This is a genomic window from Nostoc sphaeroides (assembly GCF_003443655.1).
Lineage (GTDB): Bacteria > Cyanobacteriota > Cyanobacteriia > Cyanobacteriales > Nostocaceae > Nostoc > Nostoc sphaeroides.
Genome location: NZ_CP031941.1, coordinates 4,104,488 through 4,130,556 on the forward strand (window position 1 = coordinate 4,104,488; position 26,069 = coordinate 4,130,556).

The following is a 26,069-nucleotide window of genomic DNA, read 5'->3' on the forward strand; positions in this document are numbered from 1 at the left end:
GCTTGGGCAGCATGGGATACTATAGAAGCAGATTAAAGAATTTTCCAAAACATACAGATTATGGTAAATCTCAATCGTTACCATTCTGCCAGCAATCAACCTATGGGTGCAGTTCGAGTCAAAGTCAAGCTCACTAATGCCATTGATGAAGCGCTTGTCAGCCGAGGAATGCTCAATCCAAATATGTTGCGGGTGTATGAAACTGAAGCATTAGTGGACACTGGGGCAGTACGTACTGTACTACCCATGTCTATTGTTGAGCAACTTGGTTTGAGAATTCGAGGGCAGCAGATTGCCCAATACGCCAATGGTAGCGAAGAATCTATAGGCGTGACTGAACCCGTAATTATTGAATTGACAGGACGAGAAACTACCGAAGCAACATTGGTTACAGGTGATATAGTCTTGATTGGACAAACGGTGCTTGAGACGCTGGATTTACTGGTGGACTGTAGAAATCAGCGACTTATTCCGAATCCTGAGCATCCTAACTATCCTGTGATGAGAATATAGGATAGTAACTAAATAATTCGTAATTCGTAATTCGTAATTCGTAATTCGTAATTAAATAGGTACAGAGCAAATTGATTCATCAATAAGGTTTCAGCGTCAACTTGAGCGTTGCCGAAAAATGGATAAAGTCGAGCTTACGCAAAATTATGAAAAAACGAACCGCCAAGGATGCCAAGAAATAAGAGTTGCAGAGAGTTTTTCCGTAAGTCCTGATAAAAACTCATAGCATAGCATCATTATTTCAGAGCATACGAATTATTTTGACTTGTTTTACCGCTAACAATTCCTGACCATTGAACTTTTTTCTCTTTCTCCCGGCGGTAAGAAAAGAAATGCTCTGGAGTTTGGAAAGTACAATAAGGTGCGATCGCAATTTGTTCTACACTAATTCCCATATTTTCTAGTTGTAAGGTATTGACTCGCCGCACATCTAACCTTACCTTTCCTGGATTGGGGTCTTCTAGTAAGGGTGAATTTGGTAATTGATGTAATGCTTGAACAATTTTTTCTTCGTCGTTATATGGTATAATACTAGCTCCGATTTCGGCAGCCACTTCAATAGAGACTTGGTAAACCTCACCAGCGATCGCTGGCCCCATCGCAATACGTAAATCATCTAATTTACTGCCTTGAGATTGTAATCGAGCGATCGCTAATGGGACAATCTTCTTAGCAGTCCCTCGCCAACCCGCGTGTAATGCTGCTACCCGTCCAGTTTGCACATCCCCAATCAACACGGGTGTACAATCTGCACTAGCTACCCAAACGGCTTGGAGAGGCTGTTCGCTAACTAAACCATCTGCCGATGCTAAATCCTCCTCAGCAGAGCTTAAGAAGCTCTCAACTTCTTGGGGGGTGAGAACAGTATTGCCATGAACCTGCTTTAAGCGATAGACTGATGCCTCTGGTTGCAATACTTCTGTGATAACTTGTGGCGATCGCGGCCAAAACTGCTGGGTAAAGAAGCCGTGATGCCAATGTTCCAGAATACTACAAGTTAGATAGGGCAGTCCTTCCCAATTGCGCCAGTGCCAAGTGTGCATCTTCAACCAAACCTAAACAGAAATCACTCATTAGCCAATCAATGCTAACTTGAACAACGGAATTTGGGTTAACTGCTGTGGGATTTAATTTGCAAAACTTGGAAGCAGCCTTGAAGGCAGCGCGTAAGTATACATATTTACCATTTTCCCTCCACTTTTTTGAAAGTGTCTCTTCAACAAATCAAACCCTCTGGAACTTACTCAATCAAGGGGCAATTTCAGGAACAGTAGTAATCGCAACTGTGCAGACTGCTGGACGGGGACAATGGGGCCGTGAGTGGATTTCTCCGGTTGGCGGATTATATGTTTCCGTGGCGATTTCTTTCGACCACAAAATAGAGGCTACTGACAGCTACCAGCTAACTTTTGCTACTGCTTGGGGAATTGCGTCTCAATTGCGCCAATGCGGTGTAGATGTTGGGATAAAATGGCCCAACGATTTAGTTTTAAATGGTCGCAAACTAGGCGGCATTTTGACAGAAACCAAAGTAAACAAAGGACAAATCACTCAAGCAGTAATTGGTGTTGGTATTAACTGGACAAACCCAGTACCCGAAACTGGAATCAATCTGGAATCGTGGCAAGCTTCTCAAGATTTCAGACCGATTACTTGTCTAGAAATGCTCACCTCTAAAGTATTGCTGGGAATAGAATCCGGTATGGAGTGTCTTTTTCAAGAAGGAGTAAGCATACTCTTGTCTGGATATTTAGATTTGCTTATAAACATGGGCGATCGCGTCTACATCAATAATCTTTCAGGTACAGTAGTTGGGGTGACATCTCAAGGAAATTTACGAGTTGATTTAGAAACATACAATACAAAGGAACTAATTACACCGGAAATTTATATTGAACCCGGTACAATCAGTTTGGGATACCATAAATCTTCCGTTTAAATTTGAGGTTTGTTCAAAATTCCGCTCTTTGGGCAAGACAAACCACTAGCATCATCTCTTTAGGCTAATTACACACAACTGAGAGAACAAATGACGCAGCGCAATAATTCTGCCCCTCATCGTTTGCATTACTTATGGCAGCAAGGTCTAACAAAAAAACGTTTTGCTTCAACACTACCAGCCCAGAGCCTCTGTTGGCTGAGTAGCGTCAGCCTCCTTAGCGGCGGCTTTGTGTTTGCCCAAACGGAAACACAAATAGACAACATAGTTCCCACAGTTGAAAATTCCAAGCCTTCAGCAGTTACAAATCCAGTAAAAAACCAGGCTGTTGCACCGGAAGCGGCTCAAGCGCAACCGGAATTTTCCCAACGGCGAGCCAGACTCAGAAAGAGATTAGCCAAGCCAGAGGTTGCTCAATCAAAAGAGCCAATTAGGCAGTCTACACCCAAAATCGAAGCTGCCGAACCTGTTGTAATTATCAGACAGTCAAAACCCAAGGTAGAAGCCTCCCAGGTTACTCCTGCACGGGTGAGACAGGAAAAACCTAATACCCCTTTGCGCTATGCACCTGAAAAACTTCCAGAAGTTGCTCAACCATCAAATAACTCGAACAGCCCTGTCAGTGCAACGGCGGAAAAAACCAAGGATTATAATAACGCCTATATTGATCCTAATAGTTATGACAGTGGTGCCACAGGTACTTATCAAGCACCAAATTCTGTAATTCTCACAGAACGCTCTAGTGGTTGTCGAGCCATTTTGCCATCAGGGCAAAGTGTATTAGGCGGCGTTTGCGCCAAAGCACCCCAAAGGAGTGTAGCTGATTCTAATAGTAAACCAGCACCTACTTGGCTTAGAAGAAGTCAAAATGCACAATTACCAGTAGTTCCACCTGTGCGGCAGATTGCATCTTCTACTGCCAACACCAGCAGATGGCGTGCTACTCCAACTCAAAGTGGTTCTAGCGGTGTCACCAAGAGCGGATTTAACCCAAATCGGTTTATACCAAGTCCTAGCGAGTTCACCCCCACGAGAGTGAGTGCAACTCCCATCGCACCGAGCGGCGGTACTTTACCTCCACCAATGGCAGATGGCAACATTGCACCCCGTCCCAGCAACGTAGCTTACGACTTCTCACTAGCATCAGTATTGCCGCAAATTCCCTACACGGGAAGAGTTGCATATAGTGGTACGGGAATGATGTATCCATTGTCTATACCCGCTACCATTACTTCTGTATTTGGTTGGCGAATTCATCCAATCACAGGTAATCAACGCTTCCATGCTGGTACAGACATAGGTGCGCCTACGGGTACGCCAGTTTTAGCAGCTGCTGCTGGTCAAGTAGAAACTGCTAACTGGTTGGGCGGTTATGGTTTAACTGTTACCCTGAATCACAAATCGGCTGAACAAACTCTTTACGGTCACATGTCAGAAATCTTTGTTCAACCTGGTCAGTGGGTACAACCTGGAACTGTCATCGGTCGAGTTGGCAGTACCGGCAATTCCACAGGCCCTCACCTGCACTTTGAAGTTCGGCATCTGACACCGAACGGGTGGGTTGCTACTGACCCAGGCGTGCAATTACAAAGCGCCCTCAGCCAGTTAGTGCGAGGCTTACAAACTGCTCAGGTAAGCCGAGAACCAGGAAGTTAGAAGAAAGTTAGGAGTTAGGAGTGAAGAGTTATGAATTTAAAACTCAATACTCCTGTAGAGACGCGATTAATCGCGTCTCTACTCAATACTCCTGTACAGACGCGATTAATCGCGTCTCTACTCAATACTCCTAACTCCTAACTCAATACTCCTAACTCCTAACTTTTTTAATTACAAATACCCGTGTTCTGCTAGAAATGCGGGTGTAATGCCATCCATACTAGTTTCATCAGTGGTGATGTGTGGGTTGCCAGGGGAAAGGAATTTTTCGACGTATTTGCCGAGAATATCCCCTTCTAGATTCACCAAACTTCCAGAAACCAAATAGCGAAGATTTGTATCGGCATAAGTGAGGGGAATTACTGCCACTTTGAATTGAGAGAGTTCTGGCTCATAAGCGGCTATTGTGAGACTGATGCCATTGACAGCTATGCTACCTTTGGGGACAATATACCGTGCGATCGCCTTGGATGCAATAAAGGTCATTTCCCAAGAACTAGCTGTTTGTTCTGCCACTAGCAATCGACCGATGCCGTCTACATGACCCATCACAAAATGACCGCCAACTTTACTGCCCACCCTTAGCGACGCTTCTAAATTGACATATCTCTGTTGCATTTGCTCACCTCCCAACGTTGTGCGGCCTAGCGTTTCTGGTGAAGCCGTGGCAATAAAGCCGTCTTTTAAAACTTTTTCAACTGTCAAGCAAACACCATCTACTGCAACACTGTCACCATAAGCCAAATCTTGCATAATTACTTCACACGAATGGCTTACACAAGTAATTTGCCAAGAATCGCCCCCCAAGGGTTCCATCGTTCCTAATGCTTGGATTAATCCTGTAAACACGGCTTTTTTGTCAAACTAACTCTAGTTATTGCCTATTTTTGCTTGAAATCAATTGGTAATTGTCACAGAAATCTTGAACATCCAAGTATATTTTCTGACTTTTTTCTGTATAGGGATATTAACACATTAGCATCCTTCACAGGGCATACTTGGGTAAGAAGGTTATTGTCTAAGAAGACCAATTTGACTTACTCTGGTTTTCACCCCAAGTTCGGAGTTTAATAGAAGCAATTATAGAGAACGAATGCTTATGTTTATTACTGTCACAAAACCGCCTCAAAATGGGTGCTATTTATTACATAGCATCCAAGGCTCTCAAAGCATTGTAGAGGCTTAGGCAATGATTGAAATGAAAGTCGCTGGCATAGCATTAGATGCCATAACCCGCAGCCCGATCGTCCTTTTGAAAGATTCTTCAGATCGGCGGGCTTTGCCAATTTACATTGGTCAGGAACAAGCAAGGGCAATTATGGGTGCGCTGGAGAATCAAAAGCCTCCCAGACCTTTAACCCACGACCTGATTGTGAATCTTCTAGAGACTTGGAATATGACTCTAGAAAAGGTGATCATTCATTCCCTGCAAAAGGATACATTTTATGCAGCTTTAATAGTTCAGCAAGGCGAGGTCAAAAAAGAAATTGATGCGCGTCCTAGCGATGCGATCGCTATTGCCCTCCGTACAAATACCCCCATCTGGGTAATGGAAGAAGTGATTGCCGATGCTTCTATCCCTGTTGATCGTGATGCAGATGAAGCCGAACAGCAAGCCTTCCGTGAATTTGTTTCCAATCTCCGTCCTGAAGATTTGATTAAGCGCTTTGGTAATGACGACAGTTAAAAAAGTTAGGAGTTAGGAGTTTGGAGTTAGGAGTTTGGAGTTAGAAGTTAGGAGTTAGGAGTTTGGAGTTATGAATTATGAGTTATGAATTATGAATTATGAGTTATGAGTGATTTTGCTTCAACTCCTAACTCCTAAGCAAAAAAAGTTAGGACTTACGCACACTCTACGAATTATTGGCGTTCTTCTCTAACGAGACGCTGCGCGATGGCGTCAACTCTTGGAGACGCGAAGCGCGATAGCGAAGCGGTAGCGAGTCATCGAGCGTCTGGCGGTTCGATAAATTAAGCTTTTCGGCAATTTTTGCGTAAGTCCTGAAAGTTAAAAGTTAAGAGTTATGAATTACTTCCTTCAACTTCTAACTCCTAACTCTTCTAACTCCTAACCCTTCTCTACGAGACGCTGCGCGAACGGCAGGTGTTACAGTGAGCTTGTCGAACTGCTCAGGGCATCGCTCCTAACTTCATAACTCCTAACTCTTTTTAAAGATGCAATACCGACGCTTCGGAAAAACGAATCTGTACCTCTCGGTTTTTTCTCTGGGAACAATGCGCTACTTGGCTGATTTTGAAAATGCTCACCAGACCATTGAACAAGCCTTAGCGCTAGGAATTAATCATCTAGAAACCGCCAGAGGTTACGGCAAAAGTGAGGAGTATCTTGGTAGGGCGTTAAAAGCTGGGTTGTCAGTACCCCGAACGAGGCTTTATATCACTACCAAAATTTCAGCCACAGCAGATGCTGACACCATGCGTCGGTGCATCGACGAATCCTTAGAACGATTACAGCTAGATTATTTAGATTGCTTAGGTATTCATGGCTTGAACACTTGGCAGCATTTAGAGTGGGTGCAAGCCAAAAATGGCTGTATGCAAGCCGTAGAGGAAGCTATTGCTGATGGTCGAGTGCAGCACGTTGGTTTTTCCAGCCACGGGTCATTAGAGCTAATTCAGGCTGCAATAAATACAGATTATTTTGAATTTGTCAATCTGCATTATTACTATTTTTTCCAACGGCACGCACCAGCGATTCAACTAGCTGCCGAAAAGGACATGGGCATTTTCATTATTTCCCCTGCTGATAAGGGAGGGCGGCTCTACACACCACCCCAAACTCTAAAAGACCTCTGTTCACCGTATTTCCCCTTAGAATTAAACTATCGCTTTTTACTTGCTGATAGCCGTATTACTACTTTGAGTATCGGCCCAGCAAACCCAAATGAATTAAGGGAACCTTTGCGAATCGCTGACGATGATGGAGAGTTAACATCAGCCGAAAATTCTGCTTTTGAACGGTTAGAAAATCACCAAAAAGTTGCTTTAAAAAATGATAAGTGTAGCCAATGTTATGCTTGTTTGCCCTGTCCAGAAAATATCAATATTCCAGAGGTGTTGCGGTTACGAAATCTTGCAGTGGCATACGATATGACTGACTATGGGCAATATCGTTACGGAATGTTTGAAAATGCTGGTCATTGGTTCCCTGGAATGAAAGGCGATCGCTGTACAGAATGCGGAGACTGTTTACCTCGGTGTCCAGAAAAGTTAGATATTCCAGCTTTGTTGGAAGATGCTCACCAAAAATTAAGTGGGAAACTAGGTAGGAGATTGTGGGGATAAAAATGTAAACAGGAGTCAGAATTCAGAATATCCGTTAAGGGACTTTCAGAAAATAAAATATACATAAGCCTTGATTTCTTGTTTTGTAGCATGGCTTTTTACCCCTCTCTAAACTCTCCCCGAAACGGAGAGAGGCTTTGAAACCCAGTTTTAGTTTTTCTCTGGTTGTATGAAACCACCTTGGTGCTACATATAGATGTAGGGGTCTTAAACCCTTGAACTTACGATAAATTTGTACAGTGCGTAAGTTCTAAGATAATTAAAATGATAATCATTATTAATTAGGGAGAGGTTGCCAACGGCAACCTCTCCCTTTTTGTAGTAAATTCAATGATGATTCAATTTTGGGATGTTTGAGGTGTAAATAGGTGATTCCAAGGGGGTTTTTTATTACTTTTCAAACATCATCTCACCGTTAGCTATACAGGAGTCGCAGTCAAGCTGTAGTTAATCAAGTCGCCGGAGAATTGATAGACCTGGACAAAGTAGTTATCACCACGATTCAAAAAATTGGTAATTACATCATTTGAGCCGGAACCAACAGATGAGATGGCAATAACCTCGCCAGGATCAACCACTAAATTGCTATTAATATCCTGAATAAGTCGGAGATCGGGATCAACAGACTCGACCGGATCGAGAGTAAACCTGAAACTGCCAGCCGTGTTCACAACGAAATTATAGATATCAGAGGTATCATTGTTGCTCAAGGAGTCCTTAAAGCTTCTTGAACTCGTTAGAGGGCCAACCGGGATATCGCTGGTCAGGAGGTTACTGGGTAAGGTAAGGCCAGTGGTTGATAGCTTCAAATTATATCCACTGTTATTACTAGAAAACCGATTAACTTGAGCTACGTAAGCTCCTGCTGCCTGGTTTGCAATGTTAATTGCTTCATCCGAGGTGCCACTACGAGATGAAGTACCAAGCTGCGTGTCAACAGCATCAACAATTCCATTACTGTTCAAGTCCTTGAACACTGTGACATCAACATTAGCGCTCAAGCCAGTGAGAGCCACATTGATGTTACCATCGCTACTAGGTAGGCTGAAACTAAAGGTGTCTTGCGGGTCGAGATTGCCAACAAAGTTACTAACAAGGGTTGGGGTATTACTGAGTGTACCAAGGCTAAATTCTGCTGCCATTTTTTTACTCCTGAGATATTCTAAATGATTTTTGATACAGAATACCAAGCAGATAGAAAAACCAAGGGAGCAATGCTTCAAAGTTAAATCCAGTTTTCATTCACAGTGACATAGCTATATTCTTAATAAAAACAGCTATTTCGCTGCCATGCCCCGTGTGGGCTATGCCTATGCACTATTAAATAGATGATTTATAGACCTAATTTTTAGCACCCCACTTTTTAGCATTGCCCTTGCTAATTAGAGTGTTAGCAACATAATTTTAGCATTGTATGTGCTGTAAGTAATTATCAAATCTTGGCGTTCATTTAAAAGTGCAATACTCTACCTAAGTAGTCAGACAGAATTAATTACACAATGTCATTGCGAATGGAGCGAAGCGGAATGAAGCAATCGCAAGGGCTGGGATTGCTTCGCTTCTCTTCGAGACGCTAACGCGAACGCTCGCAATGACTGTAAATATTTTTGTCCGACTACTTACGCTCTACAGTTCATCATAAAATTTCTGACTCCTGGCTTGTGAGTTCTTTATTGGTAAAATTTATAAAGATTAATATAGAGTTAGGAAAATCCGCCCAAGCTGGGGTATCTCGCGCAAAGAAAGATGAAGATTAAAAAAAAAGAAATATCCTGCGCCAATCACTGACGGTTTTTCGCTACAGTGGACGGGCTGTAAGCCTAGTATGGACTACTAGCCGATCGCTTACTATTCTTCTGGCGAGTTTAACTTTGGTGGCTGGTCTTTTACCGGCGGCGATATCCTACATCAGTAAGTTAATTGTGGATGCAGTGGTATTTGCCTCTCAAGTTCATTCACAAAGCAATGGTTTTGTCAATATTTATCCTTCTCTATCTTATGTAGGATTAGAAGCGATCGCTGTAATTTTACTAGCAGGCAGTCAGCGAGGAATCACCATTTGTCAGTCGTTATTGCGGGCACTAATGGGTCAGCGAGTGAATGTACTCATCTTAGAAAAGGCGCTAACACTCGATCTTAGGCAGTTTGAAGACTCAGAATTTTATGACAAATTGACCAATGCGCGACGAGAAGCATCAGTTCGTCCCCTTTCTTTAGTAAACCGCACCTTTGGGTTAGTGCAAAATGCTCTTTCCCTATTCACCTACGGTATTTTGCTAGTAAATTTCTCAGGTTGGGCGGTGGTGGTGCTGATTTTGGCAGCTATGCCTGTATTTATTGCCGAAACAAAGTTTGCTGGAGAAGGCTTTCGCTTATTTAGTTGGCGTGCGGCAGAAACTCGTCAACAGCACTACTTAGAAAATCTGCTAGCAAGAGAAGATTTTGTCACAGAAGTCAAACTCTACCAACTGGGAGAGATGTTGCTAGGGCGTTACCGCAACCTATTCAATCAACTCTATGGCGAAGACCGCGATTTAACTCTGCGGCGAGGATTTTGGGGGTATCTCCTAAGTTTAGTTAGTACTGGTGCTTTTTACCTAGCTTATGCTTGGATTGTACTGGAAACAGTGCAAGGTAAGATTTCCTTGGGAGATATGACAATGTATCTCACTGTGTTTCGCCAAGGACAATCTACTTTTTCCAATGCCCTCACTTCTATTGGAGGGATGTATGAGGACAACCTATATTTATCAAATCTCTACGATTTTCTCGAAGAAGAAGTACCAAAATCTTGGGGTAATGCAACCATTGGTTTAAATTCCCAAGATGGTATCCGTTTTGAGAACGTATCATTTACTTATCCAGGAAGTTCCAAGCCAGCGTTGACAAACATTTCGCTGCATTTGAAACCGAGAGAGAAACTGGCAATTGTCGGTGAAAACGGTTCCGGTAAGACTACCTTAATCAAACTACTTACCCGACTCTACACCCCTGACTCTGGGCGAATTTTCTTAGATGGCTTGGATTTGCAAGAATGGGATGTGGATGTATTGCGGCGTCGCATTGGTGTAATTTTTCAGAACTTTGTCCGCTACCAGTTCACTGTGGGGGAGAATATTGGCGTCGGAGATGTAGAACATCTCGAAAACAAAACTCGCTGGCGAACTGCTGCTGAAAAAGGCATGTCCCAATCATTTATTGACCAATTACCTCAAAGCTTCCAGACTCAACTTGGTCGTTGGTTTAAGGGAGGACAGGAACTTTCTGGGGGACAGTGGCAGAAAATTGCTTTGTCTCGTGCTTTTATGCGATCGCAAGCAGATATCTTGGTGTTAGATGAACCAACATCAGCAATAGATGCCCAAGCTGAGTTTGAGATTTTCAATCATTTTCGCGCTATTACTCAAAATCAGATGGTACTTTTGATTTCCCATCGCTTCTCAACGGTACGAATGGCTGACAAAATCCTAGTTATAGAAAACGGGGAAGTTATAGAACAAGGAACTCACGAAGAACTGTTACAGCTAGGAGGACGTTATGCCAAATTGTTTTTGTTACAAGCAGCTGGTTATCAATAGGAAAAGAAGCTAGCAATCTTTGTGAATTGAGATAGCGATGCCTACGGTCGGCTGCGCCTACGCTCACTTTGTACAAAGCACACTCTATCTAACCACGTTAAACTGTTCAGTAAATATGGGTCACTAGACGCTCCGTATCGTTAAACATTGCTCCCTGATAAAATTATGCAAATAACAAAACAGCGATACTATACCCCAGAGGAATATTTAGAGCTAGAAGAAGCTGCTGACTACAAAAGTGAATATATTGATGGGGAAATAATTCCTATGGCGGGTGGAACAGTAAATCATAATCAAATAGCACTCAACTTAAGTACTGAGTTAAATTTCGCTTTTAAAAAGCAGAACTACCGGGTTTTTATGGGTGATGTTCGTCTATGGATAACCCAAAAGCGTACCTACACTTATCCAGATGTGATGATTCTGGCGGATGAACCAGAGTTTTTTAACAACCGAAAGGATATAATTCTGAATCCACAGATTATTGTTGAGGTTTTATCAAAATCTACCAAAGGCTACGATCGCGAAGATAAATTTCAGGCTTACCGCACTATTTCCACTTTCCAAGAATACCTGTTAATTGACCAAACTCAGATTCATGTAGATCAATTTTCTAAAACTGGGAAAAAGCAATGGGCACTTCGTGAATATGATGAAGAAGATGAAGCGATCGCACTTGTAACCGTACCCTTTGAGATTTCCTTACAGGATTTATACAACAAAGTTAAGTTTGAGCCTGTTGAGTTGGAAGGGGAAAGTGCTGATGTTGAGGGATTGGGGTAAGCTGCAATTCCTAAATCCATTTGTCTTATGTAAGCTTTTTAAAAGCTATATTTAAGTCATGCAGGCTTTAAAATAATACGTACATCAAAAAACTCAGCAGTTTTAAAGGTAAAATAAAATGGTTTGTAAGATTGCCTTATTTAATCACAAGGGTGGTGTCAGCAAGACCACAACTACTTTTCATTTAGGTTGGATGCTTGCTTCCAAAGGTAAGAGAGTTATCCTTGTAGATACCGATCCACAATGTAATCTTACAGGGATAGCTCTAAAAGAGGAAACTGAAGATGATGAGACAAGGATAGAAAACATCTACAACACAGTTTCAAATATTAAGACTGGTTTAGCTCCTGCTTTTGAGTCACAACCAAGGGTTATCGAAGCTGTAGATTGTATTCCAATACAAGGTCAAGAGGGTCTATTTTTGTTACCAGGTCATGTTGGGTTTGCTGAATACGAAGTAACATTAGGTATCGCCCAAGAACTTAGTGGTTCAATTCAGACGCTTAAAAATCTGCCAGGTTCTATTTCTGATCTTTTGGAAAAAACTGCTAATAAATTTGATGCTGACTATATTCTAATTGATATGAGTCCAAGTTTAGGAGCAATTAATCAGAACTTACTAATGACCAGTGACTTTTTCTTAGTGCCTACAACTGCTGATTTCTTCTCTGTAATGGCAATTGATTCTCTATCTAGAATTTTACCTAGATGGTGTAGTTGGGCAAAGATGGCGAGTTCACTTCCTATATTAAAAGAAGCAGCTTATCCCTTTCCTGAATTTACATTACGCTTTTTAGGAACTATTGTTCAGAATTATAGAATTATACGAGGTAAAGAAACAGCAGCATTTCAATCATGGATAGAAAAAATTGAGCGAAGAGTTGCTTTTAAATTAATTCCAATTTTACGTGATAATAATCTGCTGTTACCTAATAATATCTATACTAACCAAGGTATTAATGGTAATTTCACTTTGACAAAGATTTCTAACTTTAACAGTTTAATTGCCTTATCGCAGGAACATAGTACACCAATTTATGCGCTAACACCTGAACAGTTAGATCAAAAAGGCAAGGTGTTAGATAATAATCAAGCAAAGCAAGAGGAGTTTAAAAAAACTTTTTCTGACTTAGCAGATAAAATTATTGCACTATCATCCAAGAATTATGCAGTCAGCGCTTGATCAATTTCGTATTAGTATTCAGCGCGTTCGAGATATGATTGCTATTCATAATTCAGTTAAGGCTCAAGCTACTGCTGTCCTAGATATTTCAGATATTTTACGAGCTGCTCTGGTTCTAACTGTTAGCGCTTTAGATTATTATATTCATGAAGTTGTCACGTTGGGTATGCTGGAAATTCATCGAGGGCAACGTACTGAACCAGCACCTTCAGGTAATAGTACTCAATCAGCCTTTTCCCGTTTTCAAGTTTCCTTGGGAAGCGCTCGTGAAGATAGGAGAATAGCTATAGATATCGCCTCTTGGATAGAGACTGACATACAGCAAGTTTATGGCGCTAACTTTTTACAGCAGTCTTATACTATTTCTGGTTTAATTCCAGTTCTATCAAATAGTATTTTGAACAGATTAAATAATACTTCATGGTTAGAAGACGAGATTCGAGAACGTCTAAGTTATCAAAGCTTCCAGCAACCTGACAAAATAGCTGATGCAATTAGACAAATTTCAGATAAAAAATTGTGGGATGAAGTTGCTACTAAAATGAGCAAATCTCCTAAAGATATTAAGCAACAACTTAGTTTGATTGTAGATCGCAGAAACAAAATTGCTCATGAAGCAGATATAGATCCTACCCTCAACATAGGTAATCGCTGGTATATCGACGAATCAATGGTTGGTGATACAGTTGATTTTCTTGAGCAGCTTGTTGAGAGTATTCATCAAATTTTGTAGCTTTGGTGAATCAAGAGTAGATATTATTGACTAACTGGTTGGGTAAGATAGGCAGGCAATCGTTGTGGAGAGATGAAGACTGCGATCGCCCCACCATCCCCCACCAACTTCGATAAAATCACTATGGTGCTAGTTAACCCTAAATCTAATGAAAAGCGATCGCCCCTCTCCCCCTCTTTCTCTTCAACGCCCTGAACTACTCGCGCCAGCAGGTAACTGGGACTGTGCTAAAGCTGCTGTGGAAAATGGGGCAGATGCGATTTACTTCGGTTTGGAATCGCTTCAACGCCAGAATGCGGGCACAAAATTTTACTGAGGCAGACTTACCCCAATTAATGACATTCCTGCACCGTCGGGGCGTAAAGGGTTATGTCACCGTCAATACGCTAATATTTCCCAAAGAACTAGCAGAAGCACAGCAATATCTCTGCACAATTATTGCAGCAGGTGTAGATGCGGTAATTGTTCAAGATATTGGTATATGCCGTCTCATCCGTCACCTGTCGCCCGATTTTCCCATCCATGCTTCCACCCAAATGACCATCACCAGTGCGGCGGGAGTGGAATTTGCCAAGTCCCTCGGTTGTCAATTGGTAGTGTTGGCGCGTGAATGTTCTCTTCAGGAAATCAATAAAATTCAGCAGCAGATTGCCCAACAAGAAACTTCGCTGCCCTTAGAAGTGTTTGTTCACGGTGCTTTATGCGTAGCGTATTCTGGTCAGTGTTTGACTAGCGAGGCTTTAGGCGGACGTTCTGCAAACCGAGGTGAATGTGCCCAAGCTTGCCGGATGCCCTACGATTTAATCGCTGATGGTGAAGTTGTAAATTTAAAAGAACGCAAATATTTACTCAGTCCTCAAGACTTAGCAGGGTTAGATGTTCTACCAGATTTGGTCAAATCAGGAGTAACTTGTCTCAAGATTGAAGGTCGTTTGAAAGCCCCAGAGTATGTTGCTAATGTCACCCGCGTTTATCGGCAAGCTTTGGATAGCGTGATGGAGGAATTGGAAAGACCTAACCCCCTAACCCCCTTCCCTACTAGCGTTGGGGGAATAAAGACTCCCCTCTCCGTTTCGGAGAGGGGCTGGGGGAGAGGTCAAACAGATCAAGAACACTACAACCTAGAAATGGCATTTTCTCGCGGACTCTACACGGGTTGGTTTGGCGGGATTAATAATCAGGAACTAGTTCACGCCCGCTTTGGTAAAAAACGTGGGGTTTATTTAGGTGAAGTTAGCCGCATTCACAACGAACAAGTAACAGTCAAACTGGAAGCGCCTGTTAAACCGGGAGATGGAATTGTGTTTGACTGCGGTCATCCAGAGGCGAAGGAAGAAGGCGGCCGGGTTTATGCTGTGGTGTCCAAAGGTAAAGAAACCATGCTGACCTTTGGTCGAAATGACTTGAACCTGCGGCGAGTGCATACAGGCGATCGCATTTGGAAAACCAGCGATCCAGAATTAGATAAGCAACTACGTCAGAGTTTTGCTGGCGAAAATCCCCAATTTCAACGTCCGATTGACTTGGAGGTTTATGGAGAAGTTGGTCAGGCGTTAATTGCGATCGCCCGCGATAAATTCGGTAATATTGTCCAAGTAGAGTCTGCAATTTCCCTGGTGGAGGCGCACACCAAACCCTTAGATACAAACCGTTTACAAGAACAATTCGGTCGTTTAGGTAACACCCCCTTCTGTTTAGGAACCCTAACCAACCACCTCATCGGTGCAATTATGCTACCCGTAAGTGAGTTAAACCGGATGCGACGGGAAATTGTCGTGCAGTTGGAAGAATTGCGGAGTCAACCCAAACGCTGGCAATTACATTCTCATGTCTCTTTCCAAGACTTACTCCCCTCCTCATCTCCCTCATCTCCCTCACCTCCCTCACTTATAGTCTTAGTACGTAACCTCAAGCAACTCCAAGCCGCCCTCAAAGCTGGTGTTGAAACACTGTATTGTGAATTTGAAGACCCCCGTGCCTACCAAGAAGCGGTGCAAATGGTGCGCCAGCAACAGCAAAAAAACAAAGCAGAAAATTCTTCACTTTTAACTCATAACTCAGCACTCCTAACTCCTAACTCCCAACTCCCCACAATTTGGGTTGCACCACCCCGAATTACCAAACCAGGAGAAAACTGGATTTTGCAGCAAGTACGTGCTTGTGAAGCAGATGGCTATTTGATACGGAACTATGACCAACTGCAATTCTTTGCAGCAGACCGTTGTATTGGAGATTTTTCGCTCAACGTTGCTAATGCCTTAACAGCAGACTACTTTCAGCAACGCTTTGGTTTAGAAAGGCTGACGGCATCTTATGACCTGAATATTACCCAACTGCAAGACCTGCTCACCAGTTGCCCACCCCAGTGGTTTGAGGTGACAATCCATCAGCATATCCCAATGTTTCACATGGAGCATTGTGTATTTTGTGCCTTTCTATCGACGGGTACAGACTACACTAACTGTGGACGACCTTGTGATAAGCATGAAGTTAAATTAAAAGACCGTGTAGGTACTGAACACGTTCTCAAAGCAGATGTAGGTTGCCGCAATACTGTATTTAATGGCACTGCTCAAACGGGAGCCGAGTACGTACAGCGCCTCATAGAACTGGGGTTACGTCACTTCCGCATTGAGTTTGTCAATGAAACACCAGAACAAGTGAGTAAAACAATACATTTTTATAGTCAATTATTGCAAGGTGAGATTACAGGTTCCCAACTTTGGCGCGAGTTGAAGTTGCAAAATCAATTGGGTGTAACTCGTGGCCCTATGGGAGTATCTGCATTGCGGTCATAATTGATTTTGCGATCGCCCAGCTTGAAAAATCTGTTCAGCAGTCAAGTTTAATTCTGGGAATGTAGGCGATATGATGCGATCGCTACCCCGAAACAGGTTAACTTGATACTCACCATCAACTAAACAGTAAACGGAGATAGTCGGTTGTTTAGGATTACCTATGTACCTTCTACCGCCCAAAGCTAAATAATCAACAATCCAGTATTCAGGAACGCCAAAAGTTTCGTAGTCAACCAGTTTGTGTGCATAATCATCTTTCCAATTAGTGCTGACGACTTCAATAACTAAGGGAACCGACGCAGCTTCAGTAACCGTTGATGACTTTTTCCACATCGGTTCTGCTGAAAGATTATTTTGATTTATCACTATTACATCGGGCGAATAACCTGATTCTTTGTCAGGAATCTTAACTAGTGCTTGCTTGGGTATGATGTATGGGAGTTTTAATCGTTTGAACTCTAAAGTGATTTCACCCGCTAAAAAACCATTAATCTCTTCATGATCTCCTACTGGCTGCATTTCAACAATTACCCCATCGTGTAGTTCATAGCGATCGCCGTCTGGCTTCCAATTGAGGAATTCTTCAAAAGCGATCGCTTTTGGTAAGGCTTGAAACATCACACTTACTCCTGACTCTGGTTTAGAGTTTAGCAAATTACTTGGTATTGCTCACTTGACCCTCAGATCCCCGACTTCTTAAAGAAGTCGGGGATCTCTGTGTACATAAAACCTCGCTAAATAACGTCAAAACGAGGAATCTAGAAGATTTGACAAAATTTTGTATCTAATTTGGTAACAATGTTAGTTCAGATTCATGAACGTTATAAACTCAACATTGGAATCACAGAAAGATTCCTTAAGCAATTCAACCATAAATATCTAAACCCAAGTAACTGAAAGGTGATTGAGGCTTCAGCATGAAGAAGAACGCTAAGTTTGAGTGTAATTTTTGCTGCTCATTTTCTCAGGTTTCTCGTTATAGTTTAACTGTATTACTGAGTGTGCTTTTTCTGTCTGATGCGGTAGGTGCAACATCGATAAGTAGATGGTTGCAGATAAGACAACAGATGCAAGCTGACTCGCAAAAGTCAATTGATGCTGCACTAGAACAAGGGTATACAGATTCGTTTTCAGAAAAAATAGCGAAAAAAGTCTCTGCTAACGTCAAAATAGCGCAGTCGCCAGATGCAAAACCACAAAATACAAACCCTGCGCCAAGTGAAGCCGAGGCTAAAATTAAGCCGCTTTGGGATAAAGCACACCAACTGTTAAAAGAAGGAGATCAACTACAGAATCAACCATCAGCAGCAGCAGTACGACAGGCAATTACTAAATACGAAGAAGCGTTGAAAATCTGGAGATTACCAGAAGTGCGTGCAGCAAAACCTCAAGAAGCACCTTTTCAAGAGGCTGTTACACTTTATAACATTGGTATTATCTACAACTACCTAACAGAAAACACAAAAGCTGTGGGATATTTGGAGCAAGCATTAGCTATTGTGCAGGAATTACAGCAATCACAGGCTCGTGAATGGAAACCTTTATTATTAACATCACTTGGTTATGTTTATCAAGAATTAGGGGAAAAGCAAAAAGCGATTGATGCTTATAACCAAGCACAGTCACTATATCATGCTGACAAACAACCCAAAGAAGAAGCTCATGTACTGTTTGGCATTGCTGTAGTTTATAAAGTATTTGGCGAACCGAAAAAAGAGAGTGAGTTTTTAGAAAGAGCTTTGGCAATTCAAAAGGCAAATGATGATTTACCAGGGCAAGCAAAGACGCTTGGGGTTATTGCTATAAACTACGGCCTATTGGGTGAAACAAATAAAGCGCTTGATTCCTATCAGCAAGTACTGAAAATATACAGTCAAACTAAAGATTTACTTGGACAAGCAGAGACATTTATAAATATAGGTTTAGTCTACAGTTCCAGGGGCGATCGCTCTTCAGCCGAGAAATATTTTCAGCAGGGATTAGAGTTACAAAAGACAAACGCAAGACAAATAGAGCAGGACACAAAAAATCCATTTGGTCGTAGAGATTTTTTTGATAGCCAAATGAGTATTTTCGATTCAATTGCCACTAGCTACTTGCTTCTGGGTGATATACAGCAGCAGATTGTCTACTTAAATAAAGCAAGAACTATCGCTCGTCAGGTAGGTAGTTTCAAGCAGGAAGCAAATTTTATTTTCAGTATTGGTAGGGCGTACTATCAATTAGGTGAGACACAAAAAGCTCTTGAGAATCTCAATCAAGCCCTAAAGCTTCAACGCGACATTCATGATTCTCAAGGAGAAGCTAAAACACTTGTAAGCATTGCCTCTATTCATACAAATTCAAGTGAATTTCAACAAGCCCTAGATATACTCTTTAACCAAGCACTAGAAATTTCTAAAAGACAGCAAAATCCTATTCTAGAATCAAAGACTCTCTATGAGATAGCTGGGGTGTACCAAAATTTAGGAGCCTATGACTTAAGCATTGATAAGTATAAGGAAGTTTTGAAGATATATCAGCAAAGCAATCCGAGTTTGATAGCAACTGGTTTTTATAGGATAGCCACTGTTTATCTAGAACTCTGCTTTTATCAAAAAAAAGCAGAAGATTGCCATCAAGCATTGAAATATTTTGAGGATGCGTTAAAGTATGCCGGAGAAAGATACTTTATAAAAAATTATATTCTTTCTTCTACTGTCAGGGCTTATGAGTTATTAAAGGAATATCCCAAAGCTATTGCTAAGGCTAAACAAGCTTTAGAACTGTCTCATAAAAAGAATATCAAAGAAGGTGAAAGGACTGCCCTTCGTGCTTTAAGCACCGCCTATGAAGGTGCAGGAGATTATCAAAATGCCCTTGATACAAACAAACAACATTTATTGGTATCCCAGCAGCTAGGAGATGTATCATCACAAGCTACCGCCTACAGAATCCGAGGTAAGATTTACACCTCTATGAAGCAGCCGCAGCAGGCGATAGAGGCTTACAACCAAGAACTGAAGCTAAGGCAGAAAACTGGTGAAATATATTACCAAACTCATTCACTTTATAAAATAGCCATCATTGAGCGCGACAGAGGAAATCTCAACCAAGCCAAGACGCACATAGAAACTGTCATAAACATCATTGAGAATACGCGCAGCAAAGTCAACAGCGATGATTTACGTTCTTCATACTTCGCCACAGTGCAAGATTATTACAAATTCTACATCGACTTGTTGATGCAGTTGCACAAAAAAGGCCCATCAAAAGGATACAACGCATTAGCATTGCACATTAGCGAACGTTCTCGCGCCAGGGTATTAGTCGAACTGTTAAAAGAAGGTAATGTCAATCTCCGTAAAGACGTTGATCCCCAACTATTAGCAGAAGAACGCCGTTTAAATTTTAAATTGAATGCCAAAGATAAGTTTTTATCCGACTTATTGAGTCGAAATGAACCACCCACCGAACTGATCGCAAAAACCAAACAAGAAATTACAAATATTATCCAAGAATCGCAATCAATTTCTGAAAAAATCAGGGCGACTAACCCAGAACGTGCAGAATTAATTGACCCAAAAGACGTACTGGAATTGTCAGGAATTCAACAACAACTAGATCAAGATACCGTAATGTTGCAATATTCTTTGGGTGAAGAACGCAGTTATCTGTGGGTAGTCACTCCTAACTCTTTGGAAAGCTACGAACTCCCAGGACAAGAAAAGATAGCGAAAGCAGCAAAGAAATTTAACAGTTTTGTAAAGCAGCCACTAAATCAGGGAGCAACCGCAGAAGACAACGCCGAAGCTGTTGCAAATACAGGGGAAGCAGCAGACGCACTCAGTCAAATTATCCTCGCACCAGTAGCTGGGAAGTTGGGTAATAAACGTTTAGTTATCGTTGCTGATGGAATTTTGCATCAAGTGCCATTCGCAGCTTTAAACGAACTGAGAAAATCGCCAGCCAGTGCAGAATATCAACCCCTAGTTGTGAATCATGAAATTGTCAATCTCCCTTCAATATCTAGTCTCGCAACTCACAGAAAGAAACTCAAAGGACGCAAGATTGCACCCAAAACTCTAGCCGTTCTCGCTAATCCTGTGTTTACTGTTGATGATGGACGGTTGAAAAATAGTCAACCCTCAACTGTAGAAAACAACCTCGATCGCTCAACTTTAGAAACGTCTTTGAGAAACATCAATAAAGACAAATTAGACCCACTCCCAGGTACAAAAGACGAAGGAGAGGCGATTCTTGGCTTGGTTAATTCTCCTGGTGAAAAGCTTTCCGCCTTTGACTTTGATGCTAACTACAACTTTGCAACTAGTAAACAGTTGAGCCAATATCGCTATCTGCTATTTGCAACTCACGGCATTTTCGACCCTGTAAACCCAGCCTCATCAGGTATCGTGCTGTCTCTCGTAGATAGAAAAGGTAAACCCCAAACCAGAGGCTTCCTGCGGCTCAATGATATTTTTAACCTCGACTTACCAGCAGAGTTGATAGTGCTAAGTGCCTGTGAAAGTGGACTAGGCGATGATGTCCAAGGTGAAGGGCTGGTGGGCTTGACAAGAGGCTTTATGTATGCAGGTGCAGCTAGAGTTACCGTGTCTCTGTGGAACGTGAACGATCAATCTACCAAGGAGTTAATGATTGGATTCTACAAACAAATATTGGAACAAAAAAAATCTCCCGCCGCCGCCCTTAATGTCGCCCAACGCCAAATGTGGCAAGGGAAAGATTTTCAAGGAAAGGATTTGAAAAATCCAGAATGGAAACATCCCCGTTATTGGGCGGCTTTCACCCTCCAAGGTGAGTGGCGATGAATACTTAATTGACCTTCTCCTTTTAGGCTATCGTGTACACACAAGTCTTTTAGAGTGGCTCCACAGACTTTTAATCCCCCCAACCCCTCTTGAAAAGCAAAGCTGTTTCATTCACTCATTGGCTCAAAAAATACTTGTGTTCTGAACAAAAGTTCTTGTGTTCTGAACGAAAGTCCTTGTGTTCTGAACGAAAGTCCTTGTGTTCTGAACGAAAGTCCTTGTGTTCTGAACGAAAGTCCTTGTGTTCTGAACGAAAGTCCTCGTGTTCTGAACGAAAGTCCTCGTGTTCTGAACGAAAGTCCTCGTGTTCTGAACGAAAGTCCTCGTGTTCTGAACGAAAGTCCTTGTGTTCTGAACGAAAGTCCTTGTGTGTACACCGTAGCCTAAAAGGAGAGAGAACTGAAAGAAAACGCAATTTAAAGCCTATCTCCTCGCAAAACAGAGGTCTAATGGACTTCCAAAGAAAAAATATTCAATTATTTCTTGTGGGGTGGGCGTCTCGCCCGCCATATCGATTGGGCGGGCAAGATGCCCACCCCACAATTAGTAGCAATTTATTTGCTGGAAATCCCTAATCTCAAATTTTCACTTTGAATTCAGGAGTAAAATCAATGCGTAAACCGTCTATTTACAAACAACTGCTTGCTTTCTTTATCGCCGGAATTGTCGGTTTTACCGCTTTAGGTGGTTGGATATCAGTCCAAGCAGAAACAGAATCACCGATATCGCCAAATACAGAACAGCTGAATTTGGTAGGGGATGGTAAACCCTTCAAACCTGATGATCTCGAACAGTCGGAAAAACCTTATGATAGCGATCGCGGTATCCCCACAGGTATAGATAACCGTATCCCCATGCTGAGTAGAAATTATCCTTGGTCAAAACAATTCAAAATTCAAAATTATCAATTTCATTATTACAATCAGTGGGGGCTTGAAACCCGCCACTGATTGTAGACCACTGATTCTTTGAATCAGTGGGGGCAAGAAAAGAGCGAATTAATTAATTCAAAATTATTCTTCTTACTCCTAACAGAATTTTGAATTTTGAATTTTGAATTCAAAAAATGGTCAACTATCGGACGAGTGCAAGGCACAGCAGCCGATGCTAAAAGCTATTATTGTACAGGCACACTGGTTGCTAGTGATATAGTTTTGACAAACGCTCACTGTGTAATTGACCCTGAAACTCATCAACTCAGTAAAGAACTTCGGTTTATACCCAATGCTATTAATGGCAAGTCCCAAAGTTCTAAAGATATTGCTACAGTACAAAATATTGCGAAAAACGTACTTTATGGTACAGACTTCAAGAATGGCGGCTTTGATAACGTCCAAAATCAAAGCAATGACTGGGCATTGATCGTAATTAATCAGCCATTGGGTCGTAAATATGGTTATTTAGGATGGCAATCTGTGCCTGCTTCTACTTTGATTAAACAGAAGCGAGGAAAACTGTTCTTTGTTGGTTACTCTAGTGACTATCCAGACCCCAGCAAAGAAGGCTATGAATTCTTGACTGCCGGCAAAGGCTGGACAGCTGGTTATGAAAATGGTTGTAGCATTGTTGGTGAGGAGTCAAACCATTTCTATCATGATTGTGCCACCGCAAGCGGTTCTTCAGGTGGCCCCATTATCGATGTAATTGATGGTCTGCCGTATATTGTCGCCTTGAATAATGGTGAGGCTAAAAATCTTATCACAGGGCAAGATATTATCAACTTTGCAGTGAAAATGGATTTCTTGGATAAGTTGACTGGTAGAAAGTAAACCAGCGATCGCTCTAATTTAATGTAGAGATATTGCAATGCAACGTCTCTACACACCATAAAATCTTATGAATAATATTTCGACAAGCAATAATTGGGACACTTCCCTTTACGAAGATAAACACGCCTTTGTCTGGCAATATGGCGAAGACTTATTGCAATTACTCAACCCTCAGCCAGGAGAATCCATTTTGGATCTCGGCTGTGGTACGGGACAACTCACAGAAAAAATTGCCCAAGCTGGTGCTGATGTATGGGGAATTGATAGCGCACCTGCAATGATTGAAAAGGCAAGAGAAAACTATCCCGATATCCGCTTTGATGTTGCAAATGCGGCAAATTTTCAAGTAGACAAGCCATTAGATGCTGTGTTTTCCAACGCTGTATTGCATTGGGTGAAAGAAGCAGATAGTGCGATCGCTTCCATCCATCAATCCCTAAAACCCGGAGGCCGTTTTGTGGCAGAATTTGGTGGTAAGGGAAATGTACAAGCGATCGCCACAGCTTTAGAAAGTGCCTTACAAGGAATTAATATCTCCACACAAGCCCTAAATCCGTGGTATTTCCCTAGTATTGGTGAATACGCAACCTTACTAGAACAGCAAGGCTTTGATGTCATTTATGCCATGCTTTTTGCTCGTCCAACTCCTTTAGCAGAAGGAGAAGCAGGTATGGCAAACTGGATTGAGATGTTCGCCAGCACTTTTTTAGCAGGACTGTCTGGTGAGCAACAAATACAAGTAATTCGCGTCGTTGAGGAGTATCTTAAGCCAACACTGTATCAACAAGGAACTTGGACAGCAGATTATCGAAGAATTCGCATCGTTGCCATTAAACTTTAAATTGTGCGAATTTTTACTATTGCCTTAATTACGAATTACGAACTGGTACTGAGCGTAGCCGAAGTATTACGAATTACGAATTATTTATGCATATACCTAAATTGTGCGATCGCCAGAGATCACTTTCATTATTACTAACCATTAGCCTCACCACTTTACTAGTCCCCCCCTCGCTAGCGCAAACCCCCCGCATACCATCGCCTTCTAATGCGCCTCTGGAACTAGACTTATTGACCAAGCCAAAAGACTATGTAATCACAGCTAACACCATAAACCCAGAACGATTAACCGTTCCTAGTTTATGGTGGGCACAAGCAAACTCTGAGAAAAAGCTATTGGATAATTGGATAGCATATCCAGCTTCTGAAAAAGAACCTGCACGAGTAGACTTGATCGTGAATCAGCAAATTTGGAGCTTACTAGACTATGTAGAGCGCTACGACTTCGTAAATCGCTTGGGTAGCACTGCACGGAACTTTGGTTACAACATCCGGGTATTTAATTATCAAAAAGAACCCTTAGCAACCTATACTTGCAACTTTAGTACAAGTCCAGCTTTATGCAGTATCCAAACGACTGTTAAGAACAAGATAGGGTTAGAGCGTTTACTCTAGTAAATAGTTAGGAGTTAGGAGTTTGTAGAGACGCGATTAATCGCGTCTGTTAGGAGTTAGAAGTTTGTAGAGACGCGATTAATCGCGTCTGTTAGGAGTTAGGAGTTTGTAGAGACGCGATTAATCGCGTCTGTTAGGAGTTAGAAGTTTGTAGAGACGCGATTAATCGCGTCTGTTAGGAGTTAGGAGTTAGAAATTGGGGGCGATGAGGGAGATGGGAAAATTCCAATACCCAATACCCAATACCCAATACCCAATTAAACCTTAATTTTGGCGAATAAAGACTCGTATTGTTTTATTGCTGATGGGGGTAAGGGAAGCAAAAATTCGCTTTTATCAAAAACTTCGCGCCCGTCGTAGACATCGCTCTCTAACAAACTCCATAATGGTTCTGGGATATCAGAAGCAGTAATATTTGTAGAAATTGGCGAATTACTTTTGGTCAGCACCGAAATTTGTTTAGCTGTGCTTGGTTGCCAACAAAAGTCAATCCATTGATCTGATAAACTACTCTTAGTAGTAATACCTGCCGGACGTACCCACAAGTCTGCCCAGATTGCTGTTCCTGACTGGGGAATAACTGCGCCAAGTTGCGGATAACGTCCCAGAACAGGCAATACATCGCTTGACCAACCAACCGCTAGCCAAGTATCTCCCATAATTAGAGGTTCTAAATAGTTATTGGAACTGTAGAACTTTACCTGTTGATTTAATGTCTGTAATTCCTTTTCCAAGTCTGGTACTTGGTCAAGATTCTCTGTATTATAAGATTTTCCTAGCTTCTTTAAGACCAAACCAATAACTTCTCGTGGTTGATTAAGTAGAGAAATCTGCTGCTGCACTCCATCTCGCCACAAATCACTCCAATCTTTGGGCGTCCATCCCAATTTTCGCAACTTGTCACGGTTATAAACAATTACTGTGCTACCCCACCGATAAGGCGCACCCCACACCTTCCCTTGAGTATCCAAGTTACCTTGGTCGTTGCGCGTTACCAATTGTTTCCACTTTTCATCTAAAGCAGACCACTGCTTTAATTGGTTTCCCTGTACCTCTTGCAGTGGTTGAATCAGTTTCTGCTCAATAGCTGCTTTTAGCCAGTAATCTCCCAATGTCACTAGGTCTGCATCAGCTGTTTTTTGACCTTGCATAAAGGGTATAAAGCGTTTCCATCCCTGCTCATCAGTGGCTTTTGGTTTCTGCTGCCAATTTTGTAATTGCTGAAATAAACCTTGTATCTGCTCAACTGGAGTAAACTTTAACTGCACCTGTTGCTGCAAACCTTTGTGGAACTGATTAACCACCTGACCAGGTATAGAACCTTTTAATAACTGTACTTTTAGTTGCGTCTGGTTGTTTCCACCACAGCCAAAAAGCAGTTGTGAAAGTGCCAGTGTGCTTGTACCTAGCAAAAAAGACCGTCGATCCATTGATTTTGGATTTGAGATTTTTGATTATACCTAATATTAAGCAGAGATTCACCAGAGGCTGACTAGTTTAAAAAGTAAAATTGGAAAATTACCGATATTTATTCTTGTTAATACC

The 26,069-nt window shown here is 41.9% G+C and carries 20 protein-coding genes; 15 read left to right on the plus strand and 5 right to left on the minus strand.

The window, feature by feature from the left end; all coding sequences use genetic code 11:
* Positions 1-60 precede the first annotated feature (60 nt).
* Entirely contained in the window at positions 61-513 is a 453-nt protein-coding gene (locus D1367_RS18365) for a retroviral-like aspartic protease family protein (RefSeq protein ID WP_118167665.1), read from the plus strand.
* Positions 514-749: 236 nt separating this feature from the next.
* On the opposite strand, the gene pgeF is transcribed toward D1367_RS18365, so the two are convergent.
* Positions 750-1,556, minus strand: coding sequence for a peptidoglycan editing factor PgeF (gene pgeF / locus D1367_RS18370; RefSeq protein ID WP_118167666.1), 807 nt, complete (start codon positions 1,554-1,556; stop codon positions 750-752).
* 77 nt (positions 1,557-1,633) lie between these two features.
* Between pgeF and D1367_RS18375 the strand changes: the two genes are divergently transcribed.
* Entirely contained in the window at positions 1,634-2,452 is an 819-nt protein-coding gene (locus D1367_RS18375; protein WP_118167667.1) for a biotin--[acetyl-CoA-carboxylase] ligase, read from the plus strand.
* Positions 2,453-2,542: 90 nt separating this feature from the next.
* Complete coding sequence (locus tag D1367_RS18380; protein ID WP_118167668.1) at positions 2,543-4,108, plus strand: M23 family metallopeptidase; 1,566 nt, start codon at positions 2,543-2,545, stop codon at positions 4,106-4,108.
* A 171-nt stretch (positions 4,109-4,279) separates the two neighbouring features.
* On the opposite strand, the gene D1367_RS18385 is transcribed toward D1367_RS18380, so the two are convergent.
* Positions 4,280-4,957, minus strand: a complete 678-nt coding sequence (locus D1367_RS18385; RefSeq protein ID WP_118167669.1) for a riboflavin synthase — start codon at positions 4,955-4,957, stop codon at positions 4,280-4,282.
* A 340-nt stretch (positions 4,958-5,297) separates the two neighbouring features.
* Here D1367_RS18385 and D1367_RS18390 point away from each other — a divergent pair, with 340 nt between their 5' ends.
* Together D1367_RS18390 and D1367_RS18395 are read left to right on the plus strand one after the other, a co-directional pair.
* The gene (locus D1367_RS18390) at positions 5,298-5,795 is read left to right on the plus strand and encodes a bifunctional nuclease family protein (protein ID WP_109012110.1); all 498 of its coding nucleotides are present in this window, start codon (positions 5,298-5,300) and stop codon (positions 5,793-5,795) included.
* A 488-nt stretch (positions 5,796-6,283) separates the two neighbouring features.
* Positions 6,284-7,414, plus strand: coding sequence for an aldo/keto reductase (locus D1367_RS18395; protein WP_118167670.1), 1,131 nt, complete (start codon positions 6,284-6,286; stop codon positions 7,412-7,414).
* A gap of 419 nt (positions 7,415-7,833) precedes the next feature.
* Here D1367_RS18395 and D1367_RS18400 read toward each other — a convergent pair whose 3' ends face one another.
* The gene (locus D1367_RS18400; RefSeq protein ID WP_118167671.1) at positions 7,834-8,556 is read right to left on the minus strand and encodes a PPC domain-containing protein; all 723 of its coding nucleotides are present in this window, start codon (positions 8,554-8,556) and stop codon (positions 7,834-7,836) included.
* Between the two features lie 627 nt (positions 8,557-9,183).
* Between D1367_RS18400 and D1367_RS18405 the strand changes: the two genes are divergently transcribed.
* From D1367_RS18405 to D1367_RS18425, 5 genes are all read left to right on the plus strand, one after another.
* The gene (locus tag D1367_RS18405) at positions 9,184-10,992 is read left to right on the plus strand and encodes an ABC transporter ATP-binding protein (protein WP_118167672.1); all 1,809 of its coding nucleotides are present in this window, start codon (positions 9,184-9,186) and stop codon (positions 10,990-10,992) included.
* Between the two features lie 165 nt (positions 10,993-11,157).
* On the plus strand, positions 11,158-11,775 hold the full coding sequence (locus D1367_RS18410) for a Uma2 family endonuclease (protein ID WP_118167673.1): 618 nt from the start codon (positions 11,158-11,160) through the stop codon (positions 11,773-11,775).
* 118 nt (positions 11,776-11,893) lie between these two features.
* Positions 11,894-12,958, plus strand: coding sequence for a ParA family protein (locus D1367_RS18415; protein WP_118167674.1), 1,065 nt, complete (start codon positions 11,894-11,896; stop codon positions 12,956-12,958).
* The gene (locus tag D1367_RS18420) at positions 12,942-13,691 is read left to right on the plus strand and encodes a HEPN domain-containing protein (protein ID WP_118167675.1); all 750 of its coding nucleotides are present in this window, start codon (positions 12,942-12,944) and stop codon (positions 13,689-13,691) included. Before D1367_RS18415 ends, D1367_RS18420 begins: the two co-directional genes overlap by 17 nt.
* Before the next feature lie 224 nt (positions 13,692-13,915).
* A complete protein-coding gene (locus tag D1367_RS18425; RefSeq protein ID WP_420845948.1) occupies positions 13,916-16,489 on the plus strand; it encodes a U32 family peptidase in 2,574 nt (857 codons plus the stop codon).
* On the opposite strand, the gene D1367_RS18430 is transcribed toward D1367_RS18425, so the two are convergent.
* Positions 16,484-17,107: a Uma2 family endonuclease gene (locus D1367_RS18430; RefSeq protein ID WP_118167676.1), complete on the minus strand. Its 624-nt coding sequence runs from the start codon at positions 17,105-17,107 to the stop codon at positions 16,484-16,486. The two genes, D1367_RS18425 and D1367_RS18430, sit on opposite strands and share 6 nt — an antisense overlap.
* Positions 17,108-17,406: 299 nt before the next feature.
* On the opposite strand from D1367_RS18430, the gene D1367_RS18435 reads away from it, so the two are divergent.
* The 5 genes from D1367_RS18435 to D1367_RS18455 all read left to right on the plus strand — a co-directional run bounded on the left by D1367_RS18435 (position 17,407) and on the right by D1367_RS18455 (position 24,524).
* On the plus strand, positions 17,407-21,300 hold the full coding sequence (locus tag D1367_RS18435; protein WP_118167677.1) for a CHAT domain-containing tetratricopeptide repeat protein: 3,894 nt from the start codon (positions 17,407-17,409) through the stop codon (positions 21,298-21,300).
* A gap of 611 nt (positions 21,301-21,911) precedes the next feature.
* On the plus strand, positions 21,912-22,250 hold the full coding sequence (locus D1367_RS18440) for a hypothetical protein (protein ID WP_181984877.1): 339 nt from the start codon (positions 21,912-21,914) through the stop codon (positions 22,248-22,250).
* A gap of 96 nt (positions 22,251-22,346) precedes the next feature.
* Positions 22,347-23,069, plus strand: coding sequence for a trypsin-like serine peptidase (locus D1367_RS18445; protein WP_228674820.1), 723 nt, complete (start codon positions 22,347-22,349; stop codon positions 23,067-23,069).
* 67 nt (positions 23,070-23,136) lie between these two features.
* Positions 23,137-23,910: a class I SAM-dependent methyltransferase gene (locus tag D1367_RS18450; RefSeq protein WP_118167679.1), complete on the plus strand. Its 774-nt coding sequence runs from the start codon at positions 23,137-23,139 to the stop codon at positions 23,908-23,910.
* 86 nt (positions 23,911-23,996) lie between these two features.
* Complete coding sequence (locus D1367_RS18455) at positions 23,997-24,524, plus strand: hypothetical protein (protein WP_118167680.1); 528 nt, start codon at positions 23,997-23,999, stop codon at positions 24,522-24,524.
* Positions 24,525-24,781: 257 nt separating this feature from the next.
* On the opposite strand, the gene D1367_RS18460 is transcribed toward D1367_RS18455, so the two are convergent.
* The gene (locus D1367_RS18460; protein ID WP_181984878.1) at positions 24,782-25,954 is read right to left on the minus strand and encodes an extracellular solute-binding protein; all 1,173 of its coding nucleotides are present in this window, start codon (positions 25,952-25,954) and stop codon (positions 24,782-24,784) included.
* Between the last annotated feature and the right edge of the window lie 115 nt (positions 25,955-26,069).

Coding starts and splice junctions, on each gene's coding strand:
- D1367_RS18395 (WP_118167670.1), top strand. CDS start 6,284: ATGCAATACCGACGCTTCGGAAAAACGAATCTGTACCTCTCGGTTTTT.
- D1367_RS18460 (WP_181984878.1), bottom strand. CDS start 25,954: ATGGATCGACGGTCTTTTTTGCTAGGTACAAGCACACTGGCACTTTCA.
- D1367_RS18390 (WP_109012110.1), top strand. CDS start 5,298: ATGATTGAAATGAAAGTCGCTGGCATAGCATTAGATGCCATAACCCGC.
- pgeF (WP_118167666.1), bottom strand. CDS start 1,556: ATGCACACTTGGCACTGGCGCAATTGGGAAGGACTGCCCTATCTAACT.
- D1367_RS18415 (WP_118167674.1), top strand. CDS start 11,894: ATGGTTTGTAAGATTGCCTTATTTAATCACAAGGGTGGTGTCAGCAAG.
- D1367_RS18400 (WP_118167671.1), bottom strand. CDS start 8,556: ATGGCAGCAGAATTTAGCCTTGGTACACTCAGTAATACCCCAACCCTT.
- D1367_RS18440 (WP_181984877.1), top strand. CDS start 21,912: ATGCGTAAACCGTCTATTTACAAACAACTGCTTGCTTTCTTTATCGCC.
- D1367_RS18365 (WP_118167665.1), top strand. CDS start 61: ATGGTAAATCTCAATCGTTACCATTCTGCCAGCAATCAACCTATGGGT.
- D1367_RS18455 (WP_118167680.1), top strand. CDS start 23,997: ATGCATATACCTAAATTGTGCGATCGCCAGAGATCACTTTCATTATTA.
- D1367_RS18450 (WP_118167679.1), top strand. CDS start 23,137: ATGAATAATATTTCGACAAGCAATAATTGGGACACTTCCCTTTACGAA.
- D1367_RS18410 (WP_118167673.1), top strand. CDS start 11,158: ATGCAAATAACAAAACAGCGATACTATACCCCAGAGGAATATTTAGAG.
- D1367_RS18380 (WP_118167668.1), top strand. CDS start 2,543: ATGACGCAGCGCAATAATTCTGCCCCTCATCGTTTGCATTACTTATGG.
- D1367_RS18430 (WP_118167676.1), bottom strand. CDS start 17,107: ATGTTTCAAGCCTTACCAAAAGCGATCGCTTTTGAAGAATTCCTCAAT.
- D1367_RS18420 (WP_118167675.1), top strand. CDS start 12,942: ATGCAGTCAGCGCTTGATCAATTTCGTATTAGTATTCAGCGCGTTCGA.
- D1367_RS18435 (WP_118167677.1), top strand. CDS start 17,407: ATGAAGAAGAACGCTAAGTTTGAGTGTAATTTTTGCTGCTCATTTTCT.